The sequence below is a fragment of the Roseibium sp. AS2 genome, assembly GCF_038900065.1.
Lineage (GTDB): Bacteria > Pseudomonadota > Alphaproteobacteria > Rhizobiales > Stappiaceae > Roseibium.
Genome location: NZ_JBBMQN010000001.1, coordinates 867,380 through 889,547 on the forward strand (window position 1 = coordinate 867,380; position 22,168 = coordinate 889,547).

At 61.7% G+C, this 22,168-nt stretch carries 18 protein-coding genes; 5 read left to right on the top strand and 13 right to left on the bottom strand.

All coding sequences use genetic code 11. The features are described 5' to 3' along the window. Positions 1-8: 8 nt before the first annotated feature. On the top strand, positions 9-1,223 hold the full coding sequence (locus tag WNZ15_RS03990; protein WP_342891634.1) for a lytic murein transglycosylase: 1,215 nt from the start codon (positions 9-11) through the stop codon (positions 1,221-1,223). A 15-nt stretch (positions 1,224-1,238) separates the two neighbouring features. Here WNZ15_RS03990 and WNZ15_RS03995 read toward each other — a convergent pair whose 3' ends face one another. The 11 genes from WNZ15_RS03995 to WNZ15_RS04045 all read right to left on the bottom strand — a co-directional run bounded on the left by WNZ15_RS03995 (position 1,239) and on the right by WNZ15_RS04045 (position 14,453). After that, the gene (locus WNZ15_RS03995) at positions 1,239-2,984 is read right to left on the bottom strand and encodes a SulP family inorganic anion transporter (protein ID WP_342891854.1); all 1,746 of its coding nucleotides are present in this window, start codon (positions 2,982-2,984) and stop codon (positions 1,239-1,241) included. A 109-nt stretch (positions 2,985-3,093) separates the two neighbouring features. Further along, the gene (locus WNZ15_RS04000; protein WP_342891635.1) at positions 3,094-3,366 is read right to left on the bottom strand and encodes a helix-turn-helix transcriptional regulator; all 273 of its coding nucleotides are present in this window, start codon (positions 3,364-3,366) and stop codon (positions 3,094-3,096) included. 284 nt (positions 3,367-3,650) lie between these two features. Further along, positions 3,651-5,282: an ABC transporter ATP-binding protein gene (locus tag WNZ15_RS04005; RefSeq protein ID WP_342891636.1), complete on the bottom strand. Its 1,632-nt coding sequence runs from the start codon at positions 5,280-5,282 to the stop codon at positions 3,651-3,653. Continuing rightward, positions 5,279-5,788: a PIN domain-containing protein gene (locus WNZ15_RS04010; protein ID WP_342891637.1), complete on the bottom strand. Its 510-nt coding sequence runs from the start codon at positions 5,786-5,788 to the stop codon at positions 5,279-5,281. The genes WNZ15_RS04005 and WNZ15_RS04010 overlap by 4 nt, the downstream gene beginning before the upstream one ends. Next, complete coding sequence (locus tag WNZ15_RS04015; protein WP_342891638.1) at positions 5,788-6,030, bottom strand: hypothetical protein; 243 nt, start codon at positions 6,028-6,030, stop codon at positions 5,788-5,790. The genes WNZ15_RS04010 and WNZ15_RS04015 overlap by 1 nt, the downstream gene beginning before the upstream one ends. 31 nt (positions 6,031-6,061) lie before the next feature. Continuing rightward, on the bottom strand, positions 6,062-7,189 hold the full coding sequence (locus tag WNZ15_RS04020) for an ABC transporter permease (protein ID WP_342891855.1): 1,128 nt from the start codon (positions 7,187-7,189) through the stop codon (positions 6,062-6,064). Positions 7,190-7,248: 59 nt separating this feature from the next. Continuing rightward, on the bottom strand, positions 7,249-8,373 hold the full coding sequence (locus WNZ15_RS04025) for a microcin C ABC transporter permease YejB (RefSeq protein ID WP_342891639.1): 1,125 nt from the start codon (positions 8,371-8,373) through the stop codon (positions 7,249-7,251). Between the two features lie 69 nt (positions 8,374-8,442). Then, entirely contained in the window at positions 8,443-10,338 is a 1,896-nt protein-coding gene (locus WNZ15_RS04030; RefSeq protein ID WP_342891640.1) for an extracellular solute-binding protein, read from the bottom strand. After that, positions 10,335-12,215 (bottom strand): extracellular solute-binding protein, encoded by a 1,881-nt coding sequence (locus tag WNZ15_RS04035; RefSeq protein ID WP_342891641.1) that lies wholly within the window; start codon positions 12,213-12,215, stop codon positions 10,335-10,337. The genes WNZ15_RS04030 and WNZ15_RS04035 overlap by 4 nt, the downstream gene beginning before the upstream one ends. Positions 12,216-12,325: 110 nt before the next feature. Further along, positions 12,326-13,747 (bottom strand): diguanylate cyclase, encoded by a 1,422-nt coding sequence (locus WNZ15_RS04040; protein ID WP_342891642.1) that lies wholly within the window; start codon positions 13,745-13,747, stop codon positions 12,326-12,328. Positions 13,748-13,901: 154 nt separating this feature from the next. Further along, on the bottom strand, positions 13,902-14,453 hold the full coding sequence (locus tag WNZ15_RS04045; protein WP_342891643.1) for a cytochrome c family protein: 552 nt from the start codon (positions 14,451-14,453) through the stop codon (positions 13,902-13,904). A 197-nt stretch (positions 14,454-14,650) separates the two neighbouring features. Between WNZ15_RS04045 and WNZ15_RS04050 the strand changes: the two genes are divergently transcribed. From WNZ15_RS04050 to WNZ15_RS04060, 3 genes are read left to right on the top strand one after another with little or no spacing between them, the layout of a single operon-like run. Further along, a complete protein-coding gene (locus WNZ15_RS04050; protein WP_342891644.1) occupies positions 14,651-15,385 on the top strand; it encodes a 3-deoxy-manno-octulosonate cytidylyltransferase in 735 nt (244 codons plus the stop codon). A gap of 29 nt (positions 15,386-15,414) precedes the next feature. Continuing rightward, positions 15,415-16,305 (top strand): prephenate dehydratase, encoded by an 891-nt coding sequence (locus tag WNZ15_RS04055; RefSeq protein WP_342891645.1) that lies wholly within the window; start codon positions 15,415-15,417, stop codon positions 16,303-16,305. A 32-nt stretch (positions 16,306-16,337) separates the two neighbouring features. Continuing rightward, the gene (locus WNZ15_RS04060; RefSeq protein WP_342891646.1) at positions 16,338-17,339 is read left to right on the top strand and encodes an adenosine kinase; all 1,002 of its coding nucleotides are present in this window, start codon (positions 16,338-16,340) and stop codon (positions 17,337-17,339) included. Positions 17,340-17,413: 74 nt separating this feature from the next. Here WNZ15_RS04060 and WNZ15_RS04065 read toward each other — a convergent pair whose 3' ends face one another. Next, a complete protein-coding gene (locus WNZ15_RS04065; protein WP_342891647.1) occupies positions 17,414-18,034 on the bottom strand; it encodes a 2,3-bisphosphoglycerate-dependent phosphoglycerate mutase in 621 nt (206 codons plus the stop codon). 30 nt (positions 18,035-18,064) lie between these two features. Then, positions 18,065-18,877 (bottom strand): 4-hydroxy-tetrahydrodipicolinate reductase, encoded by an 813-nt coding sequence (dapB, locus tag WNZ15_RS04070; RefSeq protein ID WP_342891648.1) that lies wholly within the window; start codon positions 18,875-18,877, stop codon positions 18,065-18,067. Positions 18,878-19,334: 457 nt separating this feature from the next. Here dapB and WNZ15_RS04075 point away from each other — a divergent pair, with 457 nt between their 5' ends. Beyond that, positions 19,335-22,088 carry an EAL domain-containing protein gene (locus WNZ15_RS04075; protein WP_342891649.1) on the top strand — a complete coding sequence of 918 codons (2,754 nt, stop codon included), beginning with the start codon at positions 19,335-19,337 and terminating at the stop codon, positions 22,086-22,088. Positions 22,089-22,168: the final 80 nt, after the last annotated feature.

The window sequence follows — 22,168 nt, forward strand, 5'->3', positions numbered from 1 at the left end:
AGCCCACCGTGATCCGCCGCTTGCCGAGCCTTCTTATCTCAACACTCGCCGCCGTGATGATGTTTCATCTTCCGGCACAGGCCGGGAAATACGATGCCCAGTTCCGGCAGTTCCTGAACTCCGAGATTGCGCCGGCCGCACGAAAGGCCGGAATTTCCCAGGCAACGCTCGACCGGGAACTCAAGGGGCTCAGCCCGGATACGTCCCTGCCCGGCCTCGTTGGTCCAGGCGGAAAGGGCGCACCGCCGAAGATCAACTTTCAGGCGGAGTTCAAGTCACCGGCCCGCTATTTTCGCGACAGCCAGTTCAATGCACTGGTGCCGCGCGGACGCAGCCTGATGAAGAAACATGCCGGAACGATCCGCAGAATCGAAGCGCAATACGGTGTGCCCGGACGCATCATCCTGGCCATCTGGGCGCGCGAGAGCGGCTATGGCGGCGCGAAGATCCCCCATGATGCGCTCAGGGTTGTCGCAACGCAGGCGTTCATGGGTCAGCGCCCGGATTTCTTCAAGGGCGAGGTGATCGCCGCGCTGAAAATCCTGCAGAACGGCGACGTTTCCCGGCGGGCGATGAAAAGCTCCTGGGGCGGCGCGATGGGGCAGCCGCAATTCCTGCCGTCCTCCTATCTCAAATATGCCGTTGATTTTGACGGCGACGGCAAACGCAACATCTGGACCTCCGACGTCGACACCATGGCCTCGATCGCGCATTACCTGTCCGAGCACGGCTGGGCCAGGGACCGGGACTGGGGGTACGAGGTTCACCTGCCGGACAGCGTGTCCTGCACGCGCGAGGGACCGGACAATCGCCAGAAGATCTCTGATTTCGTGCGTGAAGGCGTCACGCGCGTCAGCGGCAAGCCGTTTCCGGCGCATGAATTGAACCGGCCGGGCAACATTCTCCTGCCCGGCGGCCGCTACGGCCCGGCCTTCATCGCCACGGAAAATTTCTACGTGATCAAGGACTACAACGAGAGTGACACCTATGCGCTCTTCGTCGGCCATCTGGCCGACCGCTACGGCAGCAACAAGGCCTTCGTCGGCACATGGAAGCCGATGAAGGAAACCACCCGCGGCGCGGTGCGCAACCTGCAGCGGCGCCTGGAAGGCCTCGGCCATGATGTCGGCGGCGCAGACGGGCTGATCGGCTTCAAGACCCGCCGGTCCATCGGCAAGGATCAGGAAAAGAACGGCTTTTTCGCGACCTGCTGGGTGGGGTGACCGGCGCGGGGCTGCCTATCCCACGGCCGCTGCCTCTTCCCGCGCGCTCTCTTCCGCCTTCAACTGCCGCAGCGCCGCGTCTATGGACGCCTTGTAGCGCACGTCGGGCGGTCGGACATTGTGGGTGACCAGCATGCGCCGTGTCTGTTCCGAAGCACCGGTTATGAAAAAGCGCACGCCGGCCCTGCGCGCCTTGCGCACCGTCCCTTCGATGACGCTCGCGGCGGTGGAATCGAGAAACGGCACCGCCGAACAATCGAGAATGAAGTTTCGCGGCCGGTCGGCGATGCGGTCCAGCACCGAGCCGACGGTCGAGGCGGCGCCGAAGAAGAAGGCTCCGGAGATCCGGTAGATCACCGTGTGGGGATCGGCCGCCTCTTCGGCATGATAGGCCGGGTGGCTGGCGTCGATCCGGTCGGGCACATCCTCGAGCGGCGGCGGCACATGCGCCTCCACGGCGATCGTCTTCGACATCCTGTTGATGAAGATCACCGCGCCGAGCGCGAAGCCGACGACGATGCCCTCCGTCAGGTCGCGGAAGACGACCAGCAGGAAGGTCACCAGCAGGACCAGCGCATCGCCGTATGACGAACGCAGCAACGCTGCGAAAGCGTGTTTTTCGACCATGTTCCAGGCCACCACCGCAAGGACACCCGCAAGGGCGGCCAGCGGGATGTAACTGGCCAGCGGCGCGGCCACCAGCATGAAGCCGAGCAGGAACAGCGCGTGCAGCATGCCGGACATCGGCCCGTGGGCGCCGGCGCGCACATTGGTTGCCGTGCGCGCGATCGTCCCGGTTGCGCAGATCCCGCCGAACAGGGCCGAGGCGATATTGGCCAGCCCCTGCGCGACGAGTTCGCAATTGGACCGGTGGCGGCGTCCCGTCATACCGTCGGCGACCACGGCCGACAGCAGCGACTCGATGGAGCCCAGCAGGGCGAAGGCAAGCGCGTCCGGCAGGACTGCAAGCATCAGCCCGACATCGAGAGGCGGCAGGGCGGGAAGCGGCAGGCTGCGGGGAATACCGCCGAAGCGGGTGCCGATGGTTTCCACCGGCAGCGCGAACAGCGCGGCGGCCAGCGATGCCGCGGTAACGGCAAACAACATGCCCGGCCAGCCCGGCCGCAGCCGCTTCAGCACCAGGATCAGGCCGATCGTGAGGACAGCCACGGTCACCGCAGCCGCGTTGACCGTCGGCGCGGCCGCAGACAACGCCGCCAGCCGTTCGATGAATTCGCCCGGTTCCGCACCCGCCAGCGTCAGCCCGAACAGGTCCTTGAGCTGACTGGCGAAGATGATGACCGCGATGCCGGCGGTAAACCCGACCGTCACGGGATAGGGGATGAACTTGATATAGGTGCCGAGCCTCAGGTATCCGCCCGCGAGCATGAAGACACCGGACATCATGGTGGCCAGCAGCAGCCCTTCGACACCATGGCGATGGGCGGTCGCTGCGACCAGCACGATAAAGGCCCCGGCAGGGCCCCCGATCTGAAACCGGCTGCCCCCGAAAGCGGAAATCAGGAAGCCGCCGATGATGGCGGTAAACAGCCCCCGTTCGGGCGCAACGCCCGACGCGATGGCGATCGCCATCGACAGCGGCAGGGCGACGATGGCAACGGTCAGCCCGGCAATCGCATCGGCCTGCAAATGCGGCCAGTGGTAGCCCTCCCGAAAAACGGTGACGAGCTTGGGTGTGAAAAGATCGAGAAAGGTCGGTGTCCGGAACTCCTGACGTCCCGGCTCACCGCCCGAAGACATCGCATGTGCCTGTCGAGTAGCCTCCATTTCGCAGTCCAGCCTTTTTCAAGGCGGCGGGACCACGGACCTCAGGGCCGGCAGCCACCGTCGCGGGAGATTTGTCCGCACATCACTTTTTCAGATCGCCGGCCGGAACCGGCTCGATCAGCCGGACACCGCGTCCGCCGCCCGTGCTCGGCTGGTTGTCGCCGACCAGCTCGACGCCGCAGGCATTGAGCGCGTCGATGACCTTCGTCAGGGTCTCGATCACGCCGCGGACGTTGCCGTCGCTGGCCTCCATGCGCTGAATGGTCGGCACCGAGACACCGGCTTTCTCCGCGAGTGTCTTCTGGTCGATCCCGGCAAGGGCGCGGGCAGCTCGCATCTGTGCGGCAGTGATCATGCGAACCTATCCTTCATCCCTCATCTTGAATATCTGACATACAGATAGTCATGTTTCAAGCATTAATTATGGTATCAAAACATGTAGAGCATCGCGGACATTGCAAGACGCTGCACCGACCTTGCGGGTCCCGGCTCACCGCCGGGACGCACGGAGGATTTCGGCCGGCAAGGAACGGACCGGCTTGTCTGCGGTGCGACAAGGAAGAAAGACCGGCGAGCAAGAAAACCCGGCAAGGCTGCGTGCCTCCTACTGGACGAGCCCCTTACAGGACGATCCCGTCATCACACACTCACAACGCCTTCCGGCGCGGTTTCCAGCCGGAACGCCGCAGCCATCAGGGCCTTGGTATAGTCGGTCTGCGGCGCGTCGAAGATCTGTTCGGACGGGCCCGATTCCACCACCTTGCCCTGACGCATGACGATGACCTCGTTGGCAAGTGCCCGCACCACCTTCAGGTCATGGGAAATGAACAGGTAAGCCAGGCCATGGGCCTTCTGAAGATCGCGCAGGAGATCCACCACCTGGGCCTGCACGCTCATGTCGAGCGCGGATGTCGGCTCGTCCAGCATGACGAATTTCGGCTCCAGGACCATCGCGCGGGCAATGGATATCCGCTGGCGCTGGCCGCCGGAGAATTCATGCGGATAACGATGCCGCGTGGCGGCGTCGAGACCGACCTCCTCCAGCGCCCGGGCGACCTTGCGGTCCCGCTCCCCGGCGGTCAGCCCGGGGAAATGAACCTGCAGCCCCTCACCGACGATGTCGGCCACCGACATGCGCGGGCTGAGCGCGCCATAAGGGTCCTGAAAGACAATCTGCATGTCCCGACGCAGCGGGCGCATTTCCTTCCAGGAGTTCGCCTGAATGTCCTTGCCATGAAAGGCGATACGGCCCGTCGAGGAAATCATGCGCAGGATCGCAAGGCCGAGCGTGGTCTTGCCGGACCCGCTCTCGCCGACGATGCCTAAGGTCTGTCCTTCGCGGACCGTGACGTCGATGCCGTCGACGGCCTTGATGTGATCGACCGTCCGGCGCAGGAACCCGCGCTTGACGGGGAACCAGACCTTGAGATCGTCCGCTTCGACCACGACCGGCTTGTCCGTGTCGGTCGCGGGCGGCTCTCCCGTGGGTTCGGCGGCCAGGAGATGCTTCGTATAGGCGTGTTGCGGCCGGTCGAAGATATCGGCAACCGGCCCCTGCTCGACGATCTTGCCTTCGGTCATCACGCAGACCCGGTCGGCGAACTTGCGCACGATGCCCAGATCATGGGTGATGAACAGCATGGCCATGCCCTGCTGCTCTTGAAGATCCTTCAAAAGCTCCAGTATCTGCGCCTGCACGGTCACATCGAGCGCCGTGGTCGGTTCGTCCGCGATCAGGAGATCCGGCTCGTTGGCCAGTGTCATCGCGATCATGACCCGCTGACGCTGGCCGCCGGAGAGCTGATGCGGATAGGAGCCGAGCCGCGATTCCGCGTCGCGGATGCCGACCTGTTCGAGCAATTCCAGCACCCGTGCCCGGGCCTGGGTATCGCTCATGCCGCGATGGATCCTGAGAATTTCCGAAATCTGCTTTTCCACCGGGTGCAGCGGATTGAGCGAGGTCATCGGCTCCTGGAAGATCATCGACACATCGTTGCCGCGGACCTTGCGCATCGCACTGTCGCCGATGGTCAGCAGATCCTGCCCCTCCATCAGGATCCTGCCGGAGGGATGCGAAGCGGCCGGATAGGGCAGCAGCTTCAGCACGGAGAGCGCGGTGACCGACTTGCCGGAGCCGCTCTCGCCCACAAGTGCAACGGTCTCGCCCTTGTTGATGTGGAAGGAGATCCTGTCGACGGCAAGTGTCTCCCGGCCGCCCTGGGTGAAGGCGACGGACAGGTCTTCGACGGAAAGGAGTGTGTCTTGTTTCATTTCAATTGCGCCAGAACCAACTTCAGATTGTCTACGGACGGCTCGATCGCCGTGAGTTCCTTTGACGTTTGGCTTAAGCCCCATCGCGTCATCGTAATTTTCGAGGTTCGCGGGATCCGTTTGTCCGCAGTGAGAATATGTGTGCATCCCTTCAACAGCAAAGCTGTCGCCAGGTGAATGGCATCAGGCATTTTAACGCCCGGAAACTGTTCCCGGACCAGAGCTGTATGGATCAACAGGTCCCGGTCCACAGGCGCAACCTCAAGCCAGGGTGACTCAGGATGAACCCACCCCTCGTAGAGTTCTGCCAGCTTGTCGTTGTTCCGCCGAAAAGGAACGACGAGCAATTCGGCCAAAGTGAACTGACTCGTGCACAGAAATGGCGCTCCCGTCACAGGAGCCGCGCTCACGACATCGAGCAAGTGTCGCCACCGATCGTCCTCCTGCCCCTCTCCGAGAAGGATGAACATATTGGTGTCCAGATACAGTCGACCGACCGGCTCCATCAGTCATCCCATTCTTCACGAAGATCCCGAATGCGCTGCGTGGCCTCTTCTAGGGAAATCGTCTGCCCCAAGGAGGTCCGAGCACGATCCAGGCCCTCCCGGAACTTCACCCTGTCGAATGCCGCCCTCGCTCTTGGCTCGGTCTCCAGTGTCACCGTGACTTCAACGCCCTCCGGCAAGCCTTCCCGCAGTTCGACGGGCAGCTTGTCGACCGGGAAATGCTTCCTGACAATCCTGTTCATGGCCGCCTCCGTGCCTGATCTTCAAAATCTATCACAGAAAGCTCTTGCGCGGATCGAAGGCGTCGCGGACGGCCTCGCCGATGAAGATCAGGAGGCTCAGCATCAGGGAGATGACGATGAAGCCGGTGATGCCGAGCCAGGGCGCCTGGAGATTGTTCTTGCCCTGGGCCAGCAATTCGCCGAGCGAGGCGGAGCCCGGAGGCAGGCCGAAGCCGAGGAAGTCGAGCGCCGTCAGGGTTGAGATCGAACCGTTCAGGATGAACGGCATGAAGGTCAGCGTCGCCACCATGGCGTTGGGCAGGAGATGCCGCCACATGATCACTGGATTGGACACGCCCAGCGCCCGGGCGGCGGAAATGTATTCGAAGTTGCGGCCGCGCAGGAATTCCGCACGCACCACGCCCACCAGCGCCACCCAGGAAAAGGCCAGCAGGATCGTGAACAGTGTCCAGAATCCCGGCACCAGGAACGAGGACACGATCAGGATCAGATAGAGCGTCGGAATGGCTGTCCAGACCTCGATGAAGCGCTGGAACAGAAGATCGGTCCAGCCGCCATAGTAGCCCTGAACCGCGCCGGCCGCGATGCCGATCGCCGAGGAGGCCAGGGTCAGCGCCAGGCCGAAGAGAACGGAAATGCGGAAGCCATAGACCAGCCGGGCCAGCACATCCCGGCCCTGGTCGTCGGTGCCGAACCAGTTCCAGTTGCCCATGACACAATTGGGATCCTCGGCGCCCAGCGGATAGCGCGAGCAGCGCTCCTGCTCGTTCATGGTCCAGGAGGGCGGCGCAGGAGCGGGCACCGGAATGTCATGGTTCACGGACCGGTAGGAATAGCGGACCGGCGGCCACAGCATCCAGCCATTGGCGGCGATTTCCTCCTGGATGAACGGGTCGCGATAGTCGGTCACAGCGAGAAATCCGCCGAATTTTTCTTCCGGATAGTCGACGAAGACCGGGGCCAGCAATTCTCCCTTGTAGGAGACGATAATCGGGCGATCGTTGGTGAAGAACTCCGCCAGCATCGCAATAGTGAACAGCACCAGGAAGATCCACAGGGACCAGAGCCCGCGCCTGTTGGCCTTGAAGTTGGACAGGCGCCGCTGGTTGATCGGCGACAGGCGCATCCTTTTCGGCGGCGGTGCGGTTTCCTCCGGCATCGGGTTGAGCACGTCGTAGCCGGCGCTTTCCATGTTCTTGTTGATACGCGTGTCCATGGTCAGACCTCCCGGCTTTCGAAATCGATCCGCGGATCGATCCAGGTGTAGGTGAGGTCTGACACGAGGTTCACCAGAAGGCCCATCAGCGAGAAGATGTAGAGCGTCGCAAACACCACGGCGTAGTCCCGGTTGATCACGGATTCAAAGCCGAGCAGGCCGAGCCCGTCGAGGGAGAAGATGGTCTCGATCAGGAGCGCACCGGCGAAGAAGGACGAAATGAAGGCTCCCGGAAATCCTGCCACCACGATCAGCATCGCATTGCGGAACACGTGGCCGTAGAGCACCTGGCGTTCCGACAGCCCTTTCGCGCGGGCCGTCACCACATATTGCTTGCGGATCTCGTCAAGGAAGGAATTCTTGGTCAGGAGTGTCGTGGTGGCGAAGGCCGACAGCGCCATCGCGGTCAGGGGCAGAGCAAGGTGCCAGAAATAATCCGCGATCCGGGCCGGCCAGGACAATTCTTCCCAATTGTCCGAGACCAGTCCGCGCAAGGGGAACAGGTCCCAAAACGACCCGCCGGCGAAGAGCACGATCAGAATGACGGCAAAGAGAAAACCCGGAATGGCGTAGGCCACCACGATGATGCCGGACGTCCAGACATCGAAGCGGGAGCCGTCACTCACTGCCTTGCGGATGCCGAGCGGGATGGAAATCGCATAGGAAATCAAGGTCATCCAGAGACCGAGCGAGATCGACACCGGCAGCTTCTCGGCGATCAGATCCATGATCTTGATGTCGCGGAAGTAGCTTTCGCCGAAATCGAAGCGGGCGTAGTTCCAGAGCATTTCGAGGAACCGCTCCAGCGGCGGTTTGTCAAAGCCGAACTGGGCTTCCAGTTCCTTGATGAATTCCGGATCGAGACCCTGCGCGCCGCGGTATTTGGACGAGGCGCTGTCGGAAGAGGCGGCACCGCTGCCGCCCGAGGCATCGTTGCCGGCACCGATCATGTCGCCGCCGCCACCACTGATCCGCGACGTGGCGGACACGTCCGTTCCCTGAAGCTGCGCGATGACCCGCTCGACCGGGCCGCCCGGTGCGAACTGGATGATGAAGAAGTTTATGGCCATGATCCCGACGAGTGTCGGAATCATCAGCAGCAATCGGCGAAGAATATAAGCGCCCATGGAGCTGGTGCATTCCCTTTGTGAATCGGCCTTCTGAAACGGGCCCATGCTGTCACGACTGACCTGACCCTAACGGCCTTTTCCCAGTTTTTCCGCCTTTTCCTGCTCTATCCACCAGAGTTCCTCGATGGGGAAGAAATAGCGCGGCGGGTCCTGCGGGTACCCGTAGACGTCCCACATGGCGACCGTGTGGACGTTCTTGTACCACTGCGGGATCCAGTAATACCCGGCCCTGAGAACCCGATCCAGCGCCCGGGCCGCGGTGTTCATTTGCGCGCGCGATTGCGCCGCGATGACCACGTCCATCAGGGCGTCGATCACAGGATCCTTGATTCCGGCGATATTGTAGGTTCCCGGGACATCGGCCGCCCGTGCACCCCACAATTCGCGGATGGTGTCGGACAGGGTCGGCGAGCTCGACACCCGTTGGCTGGCGACATCGAAATCGAAGTCGTTCATGCGTGACTGGTATTGCGCCGGATCGACGATGCGCAGGCTTGCCTTGATGCCCAGCCTTTCCAGGTTCCGGATCATCGGATTGGTGATCCGCTCGAAAGCGGTGGTGTTGTTCAGGAACTCGATCGTCATCGGTTCGCCATCCGGCCCGATCAGATCGCTGCCCTGTCTGCGGTAGCCGGCCTCCTCCAGAAGTTCGCTTGCCTTGCGCAGCATGGACCGGTCGAGACCGCTTCCGTCGCTGACCGGCGGGGCAATGGCGTCACCGAAAACAGCCTCGGGAAGCTGATCGCGGAACGGCTCCAGCAGCGCCAGTTCGTCCGGCGCGGGCGGACCCGAGGCCTTCATGTCGGAATTCTCAAAGAAAGAATGGATCCGGTCATAGAGGCCGTAAAACAGGTTCTGGTTGGACCATTCGAAGTCGAAGGCATACCCGAGCGCCTGACGCACCTTCGGATCGGTGAATTTCTTGCGGCGGGTGTTGAAGAACCAGCCCTGGGCGCCGGAAGGCCGGCCGTCCGGAAACTCCCTGCGCACGACCCGGCCGTCCTGAAGGGACGGGAAATTGTATTCCGTGGCCCAGTTCTTGGAAGAAAACTCCTCGCGGTAGAACACATCGCCCTTCTTGAACGCCTCGAACGCGACCTGCCGTTCCCGAAAGAATTCAAGCCGGATGGTTGAAAAATTGAACCGGCCGGCGACCACGGGCAGGTCGTTGGCCCAATAGTTCTCGACACGGTGGTATTCGACGAAGCGTCCGACGGCATGTTTGCCGACCTTGTAGGGACCGGACGACAGGGGCGGCGTCAGCGTCGACTGCTTGAAGTCGTAAGCCGTGTAGTAGCGCTTGGAGAAGATCGGGTAGTCGGAGGCGACTTCGAGCGGCAACTGGCGGGCCTGGGTGCCGTCGAAGCGCAGGACCAGTGTCAGTTCGTCGACAGCCTCCACCCCCTGAAGCGCGCGCAGCGGCTGGCTGAGCAAGGGATGCCCGTCGGTTTTCGCAAGCAAGATCGAAAAGGCGGCATCCTCGGCCGTCAGTTTCGAGCCGTCGTGAAAGCGGGCCTCGGGCCTCAGGCGAAAGGTGAAGGTGTTGGCGTCCGCCGACACGTCGACCGTCTCGGCGACCAGGCCGTAGACGGCGTCCGGCTCATCCCAGGCGCGCACCATCAGCGTGTCGAAACACAGCTGCATGCGCGGTGGTGCGTCACCTTTCAGGATGAAGGAATTGAAGGTGTTGTAGGTCTGGGTGTTCTGGTTGAAATACCAGTAGGGTGCCTGAAAGGAGAATGTGCCGCCCTTGGGGGCATCCGGGTTGACGAAGTCGAAATGGGTAAAACCGGGTCCGTATTTCAGGTCCCCGAAGACGGACAGGCCGTGCCGGGGGCCCTGACCGGCGGCATTCGCCGCCGAAAAGGCCGGGCGAACGGGCCAAGGCGCCAGCCCGGCGAGGGCAGCAACACCCGTCAGGTGCATGAGGCGCCTGCGCGTGAAAGAGGCCGCCCCGCTCATCTTGCAGCCTCCGTCCTGGCCGCCAGTGCCTCGTCATACCACCAGATCTCGGGAAAACCGGTGCTGTATTCCGGCATTTTTTCCGGATGGCCAAACCGGTTCCAGCGGGCTGTACGGGTCTCGTCGGAATAGAACTGCGGCACCACATAGTGGTTCCACAAGAGCACCCGGTCGAGCGCGCGCGTCGCCGCGATCAGGGTTTCCCGGTCTTCGGCGAAGATGACCTTGTCGATCAAATGATCGATCGCGGGGTTCTTGATACCAGCGTAGTTGGCAGAGCTTTCGTTGTCGGCCGCTGCAGACCCCCAGTATTCGCGTTGCTCGTTGCCCGGCGACAGGGACTGGCCGATCGCCAGAACCACGGTGTCGAAATCCCGATTGCGGACGCGGTTGATGAACTGCGACGTGTCGACCAGGCGCAGCACCGGATCGATGCCGATGCTTTCCAGGTTCTTCGCATAGGGCAGCAGCGTGCGTTCGCTGCCCTTGTCGCTGTAGAGAAACTCGATGCTGAGCTGCTCGCCGGTCGCAGGATCGATCATCTTGCGATCCTTGAGCTCGAATCCGGCCTTGCGCAGGAGGGTGACCGCCTCGCGCAGATTGGCGCGCACGTTCCGCGGGTTGCCACCGACGGGATTTTTGAATTCCTCTGTAAAGACCTCCGGCGGCACCTGGTCCCGGACCTCCTCGAGAATTTCCAGTTCCTTGCCCTCCGGCAGCCCCGAGGAAGCAAGCTCGGTTCCGGCGAAGTAGGAATTGACCCGCTTGAGCAGATTGGCCGAAACGATTTCGTTGGTGGTTTCGAAATCATAGACGTAGTTAAGCGCCTGCCGGACCTCCGGATCCCGGAATTTCTCCCGGCGCAGGTTCAGGAAAAACCCCTGCATGACACCGCTCGACCTGTCCGGGAAGATCTCCTTGACGACGCGGCCGTCCCTGACGGCCGGGAAGTCGTAGCGCTTGGCCCATTGGCTCGAACTGCGTTCGACGTGGAAATCGTACTGATCGCCCTTGAAGGCCTCGAACTGGACGGCGAAGTCCAGAAACGAAATGTAGCGGATCTCGTCGAAATTGTGGGTGCCCACCCGGATGGGCAGGTCCTTGCCCCAATAGTCCTCGACCCGCTCGTAGATGACCTGCCGATTGGGCGAAAAGTCCCGGATCCGGTACGGCCCGGAGCCCAGCGGCGGCTCCAGGGTGGTGCGGGAGATATCGCGCGGCTCCCCCTTGGCGCTGGTTCCTTTCCACCAGTGCTTCGGCAGAATGGTGAGCTGGCCCATGATCTTGGGCAGCTCCCTGTTGCCGCTCACGTCGAAATCGAAGCGGATCGTGTGCGTATCGACGATTTCAGTCTTCTCGACATTCTGGAAATAGAACTTCCGCTTGGGATCGAGCTCGATTGCCTTTTCGAACGACCAGACCACGTCTTCGGCCGAGACAGGAACCCCATCGTGCCACCGGGCCTGCGGGTTCAGCCGGTACTCGACCCAGGAATAGTCATCGGGAAAACGCACGGCATCGGCCAGGAGGCCGTATTGCGCGCTGATGTCCTCCTCGTCCAGCGACGGCTCCATCAGGCTTTCATAGATATTGAGGATGCCCGGGGCGATGTTGCCCTTTTGCGCCAGCATGTTGAACGTGTCGAAACCGCCGCTGGCTGCCAGCCGGACGCTGCCGCCCTTCGGCGCCTGCGGGTTGACATAGTCGAACACTTGGGCGTCGGGTCCGTATTTGGGTGTTCCGTTGAATGCGGTGGCGTGCTGCCACTCGGGTTCGTCGGCGGCCGCCGTCCCCTGCCCGATTCCGCAGATCGCCACACCGCTTGCGAGTACAAACCCGGCGGCGGTCCGTTTTATTGCACGCCACGTGAACACCATCGGCTTCTCCGTCCCTTGTCTGATCCCGATCCCAAAACAGGAGATCTTGAGGGTCAGTCTAGGGACCAGCTCGCCCGGCGTCACGCGCTGCTTGCCTTGATGACAGAAATTTAACCCGTCTGGGGAAGACCCTTGCCGGGAAGTTCCCGCAAATCCCGCTTGGATTTTGCCTTCTGCGCGTACATCCGGCCGTCGGCCACCCGAAGCAGGTCATCCACGGTTGCCGCGTCCCCCGGATAGCTTGCCGAGCCGATGCTGGCCATCACGTCGATGCGCGCACCCGAATATTCGAAGACCTGCGCGACCCGCTCTTCGAGGCGGCTGAAAAACGCATCCTTCTCCTGGCGGCGCATGTTGCCCGGCGTCAGCACGATGAATTCGTCCCCGCCGACCCGAGCGACCGTATCGGTCTGGCGGACCTGGCTGTGCAGCCGATGACCGATTTCGATGAGAAGCTGATCGCCGACAGCATGGCCGTAATTGTCGTTGACCGGCTTGAAGGCGTCCAGGTCCACATAAAAGATCTCGAAACCGGCCCCGGTACGCTCACACATGGCGGCGAGCTGATGCATGCGGTCTTCCAGCAGGCGGCGGTTCGCCAGGCCCGTGAGCGGGTCATGCAGCGCCATGGACCGGACCTTGTAGACCTCGCTGATCAGGAGAAAGGCCATAGACCCGAACACGAGCGAGATCAGGCTGCCGACCAGCTGGGTGATCCAGATCTTGTTGCCTGCGCTCGACCAGCCGGTTTCCGGATACCCGATCAGGTTCCACTCCAGCCCGCCGGGCAGATGAAGCGGCAAGGACACATGGTCCTTTTCGAACAGTGACGGGCTGCCGAAAACCATCTTGCTGCTGTCGACGGTCGCCTTGTTGACAACGCCGATCCGGATTCCGCTGACAACATCCCCGATCCCCGACTGCGCCATCAATTCCGCCTGATCGAGGACGAGCGTGGCAACCCCCCAGTAGCTGCGCTCTCCCATGGCCTGACCCGGGTAGGACGATGGGAACACCGGAATTCGGATCAGCAGGGCCGAACCGCCCTGAACCAGTTCCAGCGGTCCGGCGATGACGACCTTGCGCGACATCATGGCTTCGCGGATCGCCGGCCACTGCGCGGTGTTCAGCCGGTAGTTCAGACCGATGGCCGACTGGTTCGGCTCTAACGGAAACACGGCACGAAGAATGTTGTTGGGCGCAAGTCCGACGGAGCGTATGGACGGATTTTCCTCGATCAGGTCGACCGCGATCTGGCTATAGTCATCCATGTCGAAGGATTTATCGACGAATTGCGCCACATAGGCCCTGATGCCAAGACCATGAGCAACCGTGCGGTTGATTTCGCCTTCCAGCCGGGCACGCGCTTCCGACAGGCTCGCAACAGCCTGCTGCTTGTGCAGGGACACCATTTCACTGCGGACCAGCTGACCGACATGGGCCGTCACGGTTATGCCCGCGAGAAAGCACACCGCGGCGACGGCCGCCGCGATCCACGTTCCGTTCGACCCTGAGAATATATTTCGCGTCAAATGTATGCCCATGCGGTCCTTGCCCGGCCCTGCCGGTCGCTTCAAGGCGACGTTGCGTAAGATTTATTAATATTCGATCTAATTCAAATAAAAAAGCCGGGTTGGGAACCCGGCTTTCAAACAATTCAGCATGCCATTGCCAGGTGGCGGAGACTTACTCCGCCGGAAGCGGCTTCGGCGCGTCGGACAGCTCACGAAGATAAGCAATCATGTCGGCGCGGTCGCCCGGCTTGCGCAGGCCTGCAAAACCCATGGTTGTTCCCGAAACATGTTTCTTCGGTGCAAGCAGGAAATGATCGAGTTCCTCGAAAGTCCATTCCGGATGTTCTTCGCCGTAAGCCACCATCGCGGAAGAATACCCGAAGCCTTCATGTCCACCGGGCTTGCGGCCGACAATATCCCAAAGTCCGGGGCCGACCTTGTTGGCGCCGCCCTGGCTGAAGTCATGGCAGGCCGCGCATTTCTTGGCGACCTTTTCACCGGCGGAGGCTTCCGCCTCGATCAGGCGCTCGGAAATCGGCGCGACTTCCGGAACAGCCTCGACTTCCGATGTGGAATCTTCCGCGGATGCCACGACGATTTCATAGCCCGGCTTTCCCGGAATCGTCGGATGGAAGATGATGTCGGATACAATCCCGACACCCATCGTCAAAATAAGGACCATCAGGACCGCCCCGGCGGCCTTGTTCAGCGTGAAGGAATCCATTCTCTCCGGCTCCAGGCTCATACGCGTCCGGGTCCGCAGCCAAACCGCGACCCCTATCAGCTTGTCGAATTTTGCCGGAACCTACAAATTTTTTGACCTTGCTGTCCATAGCTTTAAAAGGGCATCTGATACGACAAACGGACGCGGGCCTTGTTTTTTGCGCTTCGGCGCATCTCTGCGGCCCCTGGGAGACCCTGTTGACGACAGCACTTGTGATTATTCCGGCCCGTCTGGCGGCCACGCGCCTGCCGCGCAAGCCTCTTGCCGATATTTGCGGAAAACCGATGATCGTGCGGGTTCTTGAACAGGCCCGCAACGCCGATATCGGCCCGGTTGCGGTCGCCTGCGACAACCGGGACATCTTCGAGGCCGTTCAGGATCATGGCGGCCGGGCCGTCATGACGCGCACGGACCACGAGTCCGGTTCGGACCGGATTTTCGAGGCGGCAAGCCTGCTTGACCCCGATGCGGCCCATGACGTCATCCTGAATGTGCAGGGCGATGTGCCTCTGATCGCACCGGAAGCGATTCGCGCCGCGTTCACCCCGCTCGGCATCGCGGAGGTCGCTATCGGCACGATCATGACCGAGATCACCGATCCGGTCTTTCGGGACGATCCGAATTTCGTCAAGGCGGTGACCACGCCGAACGGCCGGGGCCATCACCGCGCGCTTTACTTCACCCGTGCGACCGCACCGAGCGGCGATGGGCCGCTTTACCAGCATATCGGCATATACGCCTATCGCCGGAGCGCCCTGGCGGACTTCGTCCGGCTGCCGCCCTCGCCGCTGGAGGCGCGCGAGAAACTCGAGCAGCTGCGCGCCCTGGAAGCGGGCATGCGGATCGATGTCTCGATCATCGACAGCGCCCCGATGGACGTGAACACGCCCGAGGACCTGGAGCGGGCCCGGGCAGCCTACCTGACCACCTGACAGAAGACCGCCGCGAGGCTGAAAGACCCATGAGCGATAGAAAAAAGATAGTGTTTCAGGGAGAGACAGGCGCCAATTCGCACATGGCGTGCCAGAGCGTCTATCCCGACTACGACGCGATTCCCTGCCCGACCTTCGAGGACTGCTTTTCGGCCATGGCCGAGAGCAGTGCCGACCTAGCGATGATCCCGATCGAGAATTCGGTCGCCGGGCGCGTGGCCGACATCCACCACCTGCTGCCGAAATCCAATCTGCACATCATCGGCGAGTATTTCATGCCGATCCGCTTTCAACTGATGGCTCCGAAAGGCGCGACGCTGGCCGGGCTGAAAAAGGTTCACAGCCATATTCATGCACTGGGACAGTGCCGGAAGGTCATTCGTGAACTCGGCCTGACCGCCGTTGTGGCCGGTGACACGGCGGGATCGGCCCGCCAGATCTCCGAGATGAACGACCCGTCCGTGGCCGCGCTCGCCCCGGAAATGGCTGCGGAGATCTACGGTCTCGACATCCTGCGCCGGGACGTGGAGGACGAGGCCCACAACACGACACGCTTTGTTATCCTCTCGCGCGATAAGATGGAGGCCGCGCATAACGGCCAGCCGGTCATCACCACGTTCATCTTCCGGGTCCGCAACGTTCCGGCCGCGCTCTACAAGGCACTCGGCGGATTCGCGACCAACGGGGTCAACATGACGAAGCTGGAATCCTATCAGCTGGAAGGCCGGTTTTTTGCTTCCATGTTCTATGCGGACATCGAAGGTCATCCCGAGGATCCCGCTGTTGCTCTTGCCCTTGAGGAACTGGCCTTTTTCTGTGCGGAACTGAACATGCTCGGCGTCTACCGGGCAAGCCCCTTCCGGGACAAGATCAAGGAACCGGAAGCCAATCGCGCCCTGCGGCCCAATCCACTCTCCTGACGCCGTATCAACGGGCAACCCCAGAGGACTTCATGACTGAAACGAGATTTGACGCCCTGTGCATCGGCAATGCCATATGCGACGTCTTTGCGCATGTCGAAGAGGACTTCCTGCTGCAGGAAAACCTGATCAAGGGCTCCATGCGCCTGATCGAGACGGACGAAGCCGTCCGCCTGTTCGACAAGATGGGACAGACCGTCCGCATATCGGGTGGAAGCGCCGGCAACACGGCGGCGGGCATAGCCTCGCTGGGCGGACGTCCGGCCTATTTCGGCAAGGTCGCTGAAGACGAACTCGGAGATGCCTATTATCACGACATGAACGGCACCGGCGTTTACTTCAACACGCCGCGGCTGCGTGAATGGAAGCCAACCGCCCGGTCGATGATCCTGATCACGCCGGACGGCGAGCGCACCATGAACACCTATCTGGGCGCCTGTACCGAATTCAGCCCCGTGGATGTGGATGAGGACGTCGTGGCCGCTGCCGCCGTCACCTACATGGAAGGCTATCTTTGGGATCCGGAGGAAGCGAAAAAGGCGTTCCTGAAAGCCGCCGAAATCGCTCATGCGAACGAACGCAAGGTGGCGATCACCCTGTCGGACTCGTTCTGCGTGGACCGCTACCGCAGCGAATTCCAGTCGCTGCTCACAGACGGCGTGGTCGATCTGCTGTTTGCCAATGAGCACGAGCTCAAGGCCCTTTACGAGACATCAGACCTGGAAACCGCCGTTTCGGCGGCCCGGGAAACGGGTGTCCTGACCGCACTCACGCTGGGCAAGGAAGGCGCCATGGTCTTCAATGGCGAAGAAACCAGCACCGTACCGGCCAACGACGTGGACAATGTTGTCGACCTGACCGGGGCCGGCGACCTGTTCGCGTCCGGCTTTCTGTTTGGCCTGGCCCGCGGGTACGCGTTGCAGGATGCGGCCGAACTGGGTTGCCTTTGCGCCGCCAGCGTCATCAGTCACGTCGGCGCGCGGCCTGAAAGGCCCTTGAAAAACCTCGCGTCGCAGAACGGCTTCGAGATCTGACAAAAAAGGGGGCGAAACCGCCCCCTTTTTCACATGAAATCCGATGCGGCCCCGCCCGGTTCAGTTCACCCGGTTCAGTCCGCAAGGTCCTGCATGCTGACGACGCCGCCGTTTTCGTCGAGCCGATAGATGATCGGCGTTCCGGTGCCCAGCTCACGTTTCAGGATCTCCTCGGGTGTGAGGTTTTCCAGTTCCATGATGAGCGCGCGCAGCGAATTGCCGTGCGCGGCTACGATCGTGCGCTTGCCCGACAGGACCCGGGGCAGGATCTCCGCCTTGTAGAACGGCAGAACACGCTCGGCGGTCATTTCCAGGCTCTCCCCGCCCGGCGGCGGAACGTCGTAGGAGCGGCGCCAGACATGGACCTGGTCCTCGCCAAATTGCTGGCGGGCCTCATCCTTGTTCATGCCGGTCAGGTCGCCGTAGTCGCGCTCGTTCAAGGCCTGGTCCTTAAAGGTTTCAAGACCGCTCTGACCGAGTTCCTCCAGAATGATGTCGAGCGTCTTCTGCGCGCGCGACAGAACGGACGTGAAAGCCAGGTCGAAGGTCAATTTCAGGTCCCTGAGCTGCTCACCGGCCTTGTGAGCCTCAGCCACGCCCTGCTCCGTCAGGCCCGGATCCTTCCAGCCTGTGAAAAGGTTCTTCAAATTCCATTCGCTCTGTCCGTGACGGACGAGCACAAGAAGGCGATCCATGCCTCTCTCCTCAAAAATATACAGTCCACGTCATGAATTCAGACCGAGGACATCGGCCATCGAATAGAACCCCGGTTTCTGATCAAAGCCCCACAGGGCGGCCTTCACCGCACCGCGTGCGAAGAGCTGACGGTCCTCGGACCGGTGGGTCAGCTCGATGCGCTCTCCCTCGCCGGCGAAAATCACCGAGTGCTCGCCGATGACGGATCCGCCGCGCAACGTGGCGAAACCGATATCGCCGCTCTTGCGCGGTTCCATGATGCCATCGCGCGCACGCACGGAGTGGGCGGCCAGATCCATGGCACGCCCCTCGGCCGCGGCTTCGCCCAGCAGCAGCGCCGTACCGGACGGCGCATCCACTTTGTGCTTATGATGCATTTCCAGCACTTCGATGTCGAAATCGGCATCCAGCGCGGTGGCCGCGCGGCGCACCAGGCTTGCAAGCAGATTGACCCCCAGGCTCATGTTGCCGGACTTGACGATCCGCGCATGACGGGCAGCCGCCGGGAGCAGCGCATCCTCGCCCTCGCTCCAGCCGGTCGTTCCGATCACATGAACGATGCGCGCCTGCGCGGCCAGTTCGGCGAACCAGAGACTTGCGGCAGGCGTCGTGAAGTCCAGGACACCGTCGGCGGCTGCGAATGCCGTCAGCGGATCATCGCTCAACGGAACGCCCAGCGTCCCGGTCCCGGCCAGATCACCGGCGTCCTGGCCAAGCAGTTCGGAGCCTTCGCGTACAATTGCGGCGACAACGCAGGCTCCAGACGCTTCGGTCACGGCGCGTGTCAGGGCCCGGCCCATTCTGCCGCCCGCCCCCACAATCACCAAGCGCATCTGCCCCATCGCATTTCCCTCATACAATTCCCGCAGCGGTATAGCAGTTTCACGGGGGCAGGCAAACGCCTCTTGTGCCGGCCGCTTTCGAGGCAAACCCATATTCGACATTGTCAATTTTTACAATAAATTTTCATTAAATTCTTTTAGAAGACCATGAAAACAGAACTCAACCTCAAGAAATTACTGTTTTATCGAGCTGATCGAAGTTAAATATTCAAATCTTCCCTATATGCAAAAACTCTTATTCTTAGTGTTTGCGAAACACAGCGATAGTTCTATGGTAGTACGATCCGTTTTCGACAACCCTGGACTACAAGAAAGCTTCCGTGACAGCTGCAGCGCATAATTTGTACGTACGAAATCCCGAGCGTTGCAATGCATCGCCACGGTCCGGCTGGCATCCCGGGCCTCATTTTTTCGTCTCGCGCCGGCGCCGTGTCAGAGAATGTCCGGGAGCGCTTCCTTGAAACCGGGTTTTTCCATACCGTTCAGCCGGCTCGTCATGGGTCTGTTCGCGATCGGACTGATTTGCACGGCAATCGCGCTGTTCTGGATCACCTATCTCGGCAGCCTGTCGATCGCCGAATACGAGATCGCCCGCAATGCCAAGTCCAGGGCGACCCTTGCCAGACTCGTCTTCACCCAGCATCTCGATCTTCTTGAAACCCAGATACGGTCGGTCGCCTCCGATCCGGCCCTTCGCAGGGCCCTCGTGGAGGGCGACAAGGTCGCGGCGAAAAGCATCATCGAGCGCGCCTCCACCGGCATGACCAGCGCGGTTCTCGACATCCTGCTGATCGACCGGCAGGACGAGGAAAGCTGGGTCAACGGCAGCCTGGGCCTGATCGACATCCGCCATCAGCTGCCCGCCAGCGTCCGCGCGGCCATGCCCCCGGACATCTGGCTCAATTATGCCGACTACTCCTCCGAACCGATCGAGGTGACCGCCGCGATGGCGACACCGATTCTGGATCCGGTATCAGGCCATGAACTCGGCAAGATTTTCGGCGGCACCACGGTCACCGATTCCTATACGCTGCCCGGTGTCGTCGCGAAGATCCTGAAGGTTGACGACCTGGCCTTTTATCATGGCAAGGAGATCGTCGCCGGTCTCGGCGACCTGACCACGGAGCGGCTTCCCGAAACGCTCAAGGGCGCCACCGCGGATGTCAATTACATGCTCAGGGAGGATCACCTTTACATCCAGGCCCCGTTGATGCTGAGCCTCGACGGCCTCATGCTGTCAGCGGTCATCAAGCAACCGATCGACACACTGCAGAAGGTCGAGGAGACCTATACGCGGCTGTTCGGCCCGTTCCTGCTTTACACGGCCCTTCTGGCGCTCGGCGCGGCGCTTCTGGTGAACCGGATCACGGGGGCAGGCCTCGGCAGCCTGCTCAACTACGCCATGAGCCTCAGGCAGGACCGTGAAGTCACCCCTCCGGCCCCGGGACTGATCACGGAATTCAACGCCCTGGCCCGCATGTTAGAGACAGCCTTTGAAACGGCGCGCGACCGGGACGCCCGGTTCAAGGATCTGATCGACGGGTCGCTTCACGGTGTGCTTGTGCAGGCCAATCACCGGATCCTTTATGTCAATGACGCCTTGCTGGTGATGCTGGGCTACGAAAGCGGCGATCCCAAGCAACTCGTGGACCTGCCGAGCCTCGTGATCTACGCGCCGGAGGAACGCGACCGCCTGAGCAGCTATTACGACCTGAGCGACAGCGGCACCGCCGGGCGCGTCTACGAGGTCAAGGGGTTCACGAAGGACCAGCGGACCGTCTGGCTCGAACAGCACGTTCGTGTCATGGAATGGCGTGGCGAGCCGGCCTTTTACGCCACGATCACCGATATCAGCGAGCGCAAGCGCCAGGAGAACCTGGTCGCCGTCAACACCAACATCGATGCGCTCACCGGTCTGCCGAACCGGCGCCTGCTGATCGACCGGCTGCGCCAGGCGGTGCAGCGGAGCAAGCATCAGGGCGGACTGACCGCGCTGATGATGCTGGACCTGGACCGCTTCAAGACCGTCAACGATTCCTATGGGCCGTCGGCCGGCGACCATGTGATCGAGACCATCGCCGCCAGGCTGACCAGCGCGGTGGGTCCCGACCATACCGTTGCCCGCATGGGCGGTGACGAGTTCGCGATCATCCTGTCGAACCCGGAAGACCGCTGGCAAATCGAACGGGTTGCGCGCGAAATCCTGGCCAGTGTCAGCGACCCCATCGATCTGGACAACGGCGCGCAGATCATCATGGCAGGAAGCCTGGGTATCACGCTGTCCCCCAACGATGGCGACGACGTCGAGAGCCTGTTGCTGCAGGCCGACCGGAGCATGTTCCAGGCGAAGACCGACAGTGGCTCCACGTACCGCTTCTTCGCAGCCCGCATGAACGCTCAGACCGCACGCAGGGGCCAGATGGAATTCGCCCTTCGGCAAGCCATCGACAAGCGTGAACTGCATCTGAATTTCCAGCCGATCGTCGATTATGCGAAGAACCGCGTTGTCAGTTGCGAAACACTGGCACGCTGGACCGATCCGGCCCTTGGAACCGTGCCACCGACCGAATTCATCAAGGTCTCCGAGGAATGCGGCCTGATCGTCCCGCTTGGCGAGTGGGTGCTGCGCGAAGCCTGTGCCTTCTTCCAGTCGTGCAACCGCGACGGATTGAAACTGGACGGCATAAGCGTGAACATATCGCCGCGCCAGTGCCGGGACACGGGCTTTCTCAGCCTGCTGGAGGACATTCTCCGGGAGACCGAGATAGATCCGGCCAGCTTGCAGCTTGAAGTCACCGAGAGCGTGATGTTCGACGACCAACGCCTCAATCCCGCAACAATCCTCGATGCGGTCAGCTCCCTTGGCGTGAAGATGTCACTCGATGATTTCGGAACGGGGTATTCGTCGCTCAGCTATCTGAAGCGCCTGCCCATCGACAGGCTGAAGATCGACCGGTCCTTCATAATGGGCCTTGAAAAGGACCGGGACGGCCAGGCCATGGTTCAGGCCATCATCTCGATGGCCGGCTCCCTTGGCATCGACGTGGTCTGCGAGGGCGCCGAGACCCGAGAGCAATGCGACCTGATCCACGCCATGGGCTGTTCCCTGATCCAGGGGTATAGTCTCGCGCGGCCCATGTCCGGCGCCGACTTCAGGCGGTATCTGGCGGGCATGAACGGTCCGGGCGCGGTTGTCGCCGAAGCCGGCTGACCGGCGCCGAGGAACGACCACCGGATCTAAAACGAAAACGGGGGCCATGCGGCCCCCGGTTCCAATGCTGTTCAGAAGAA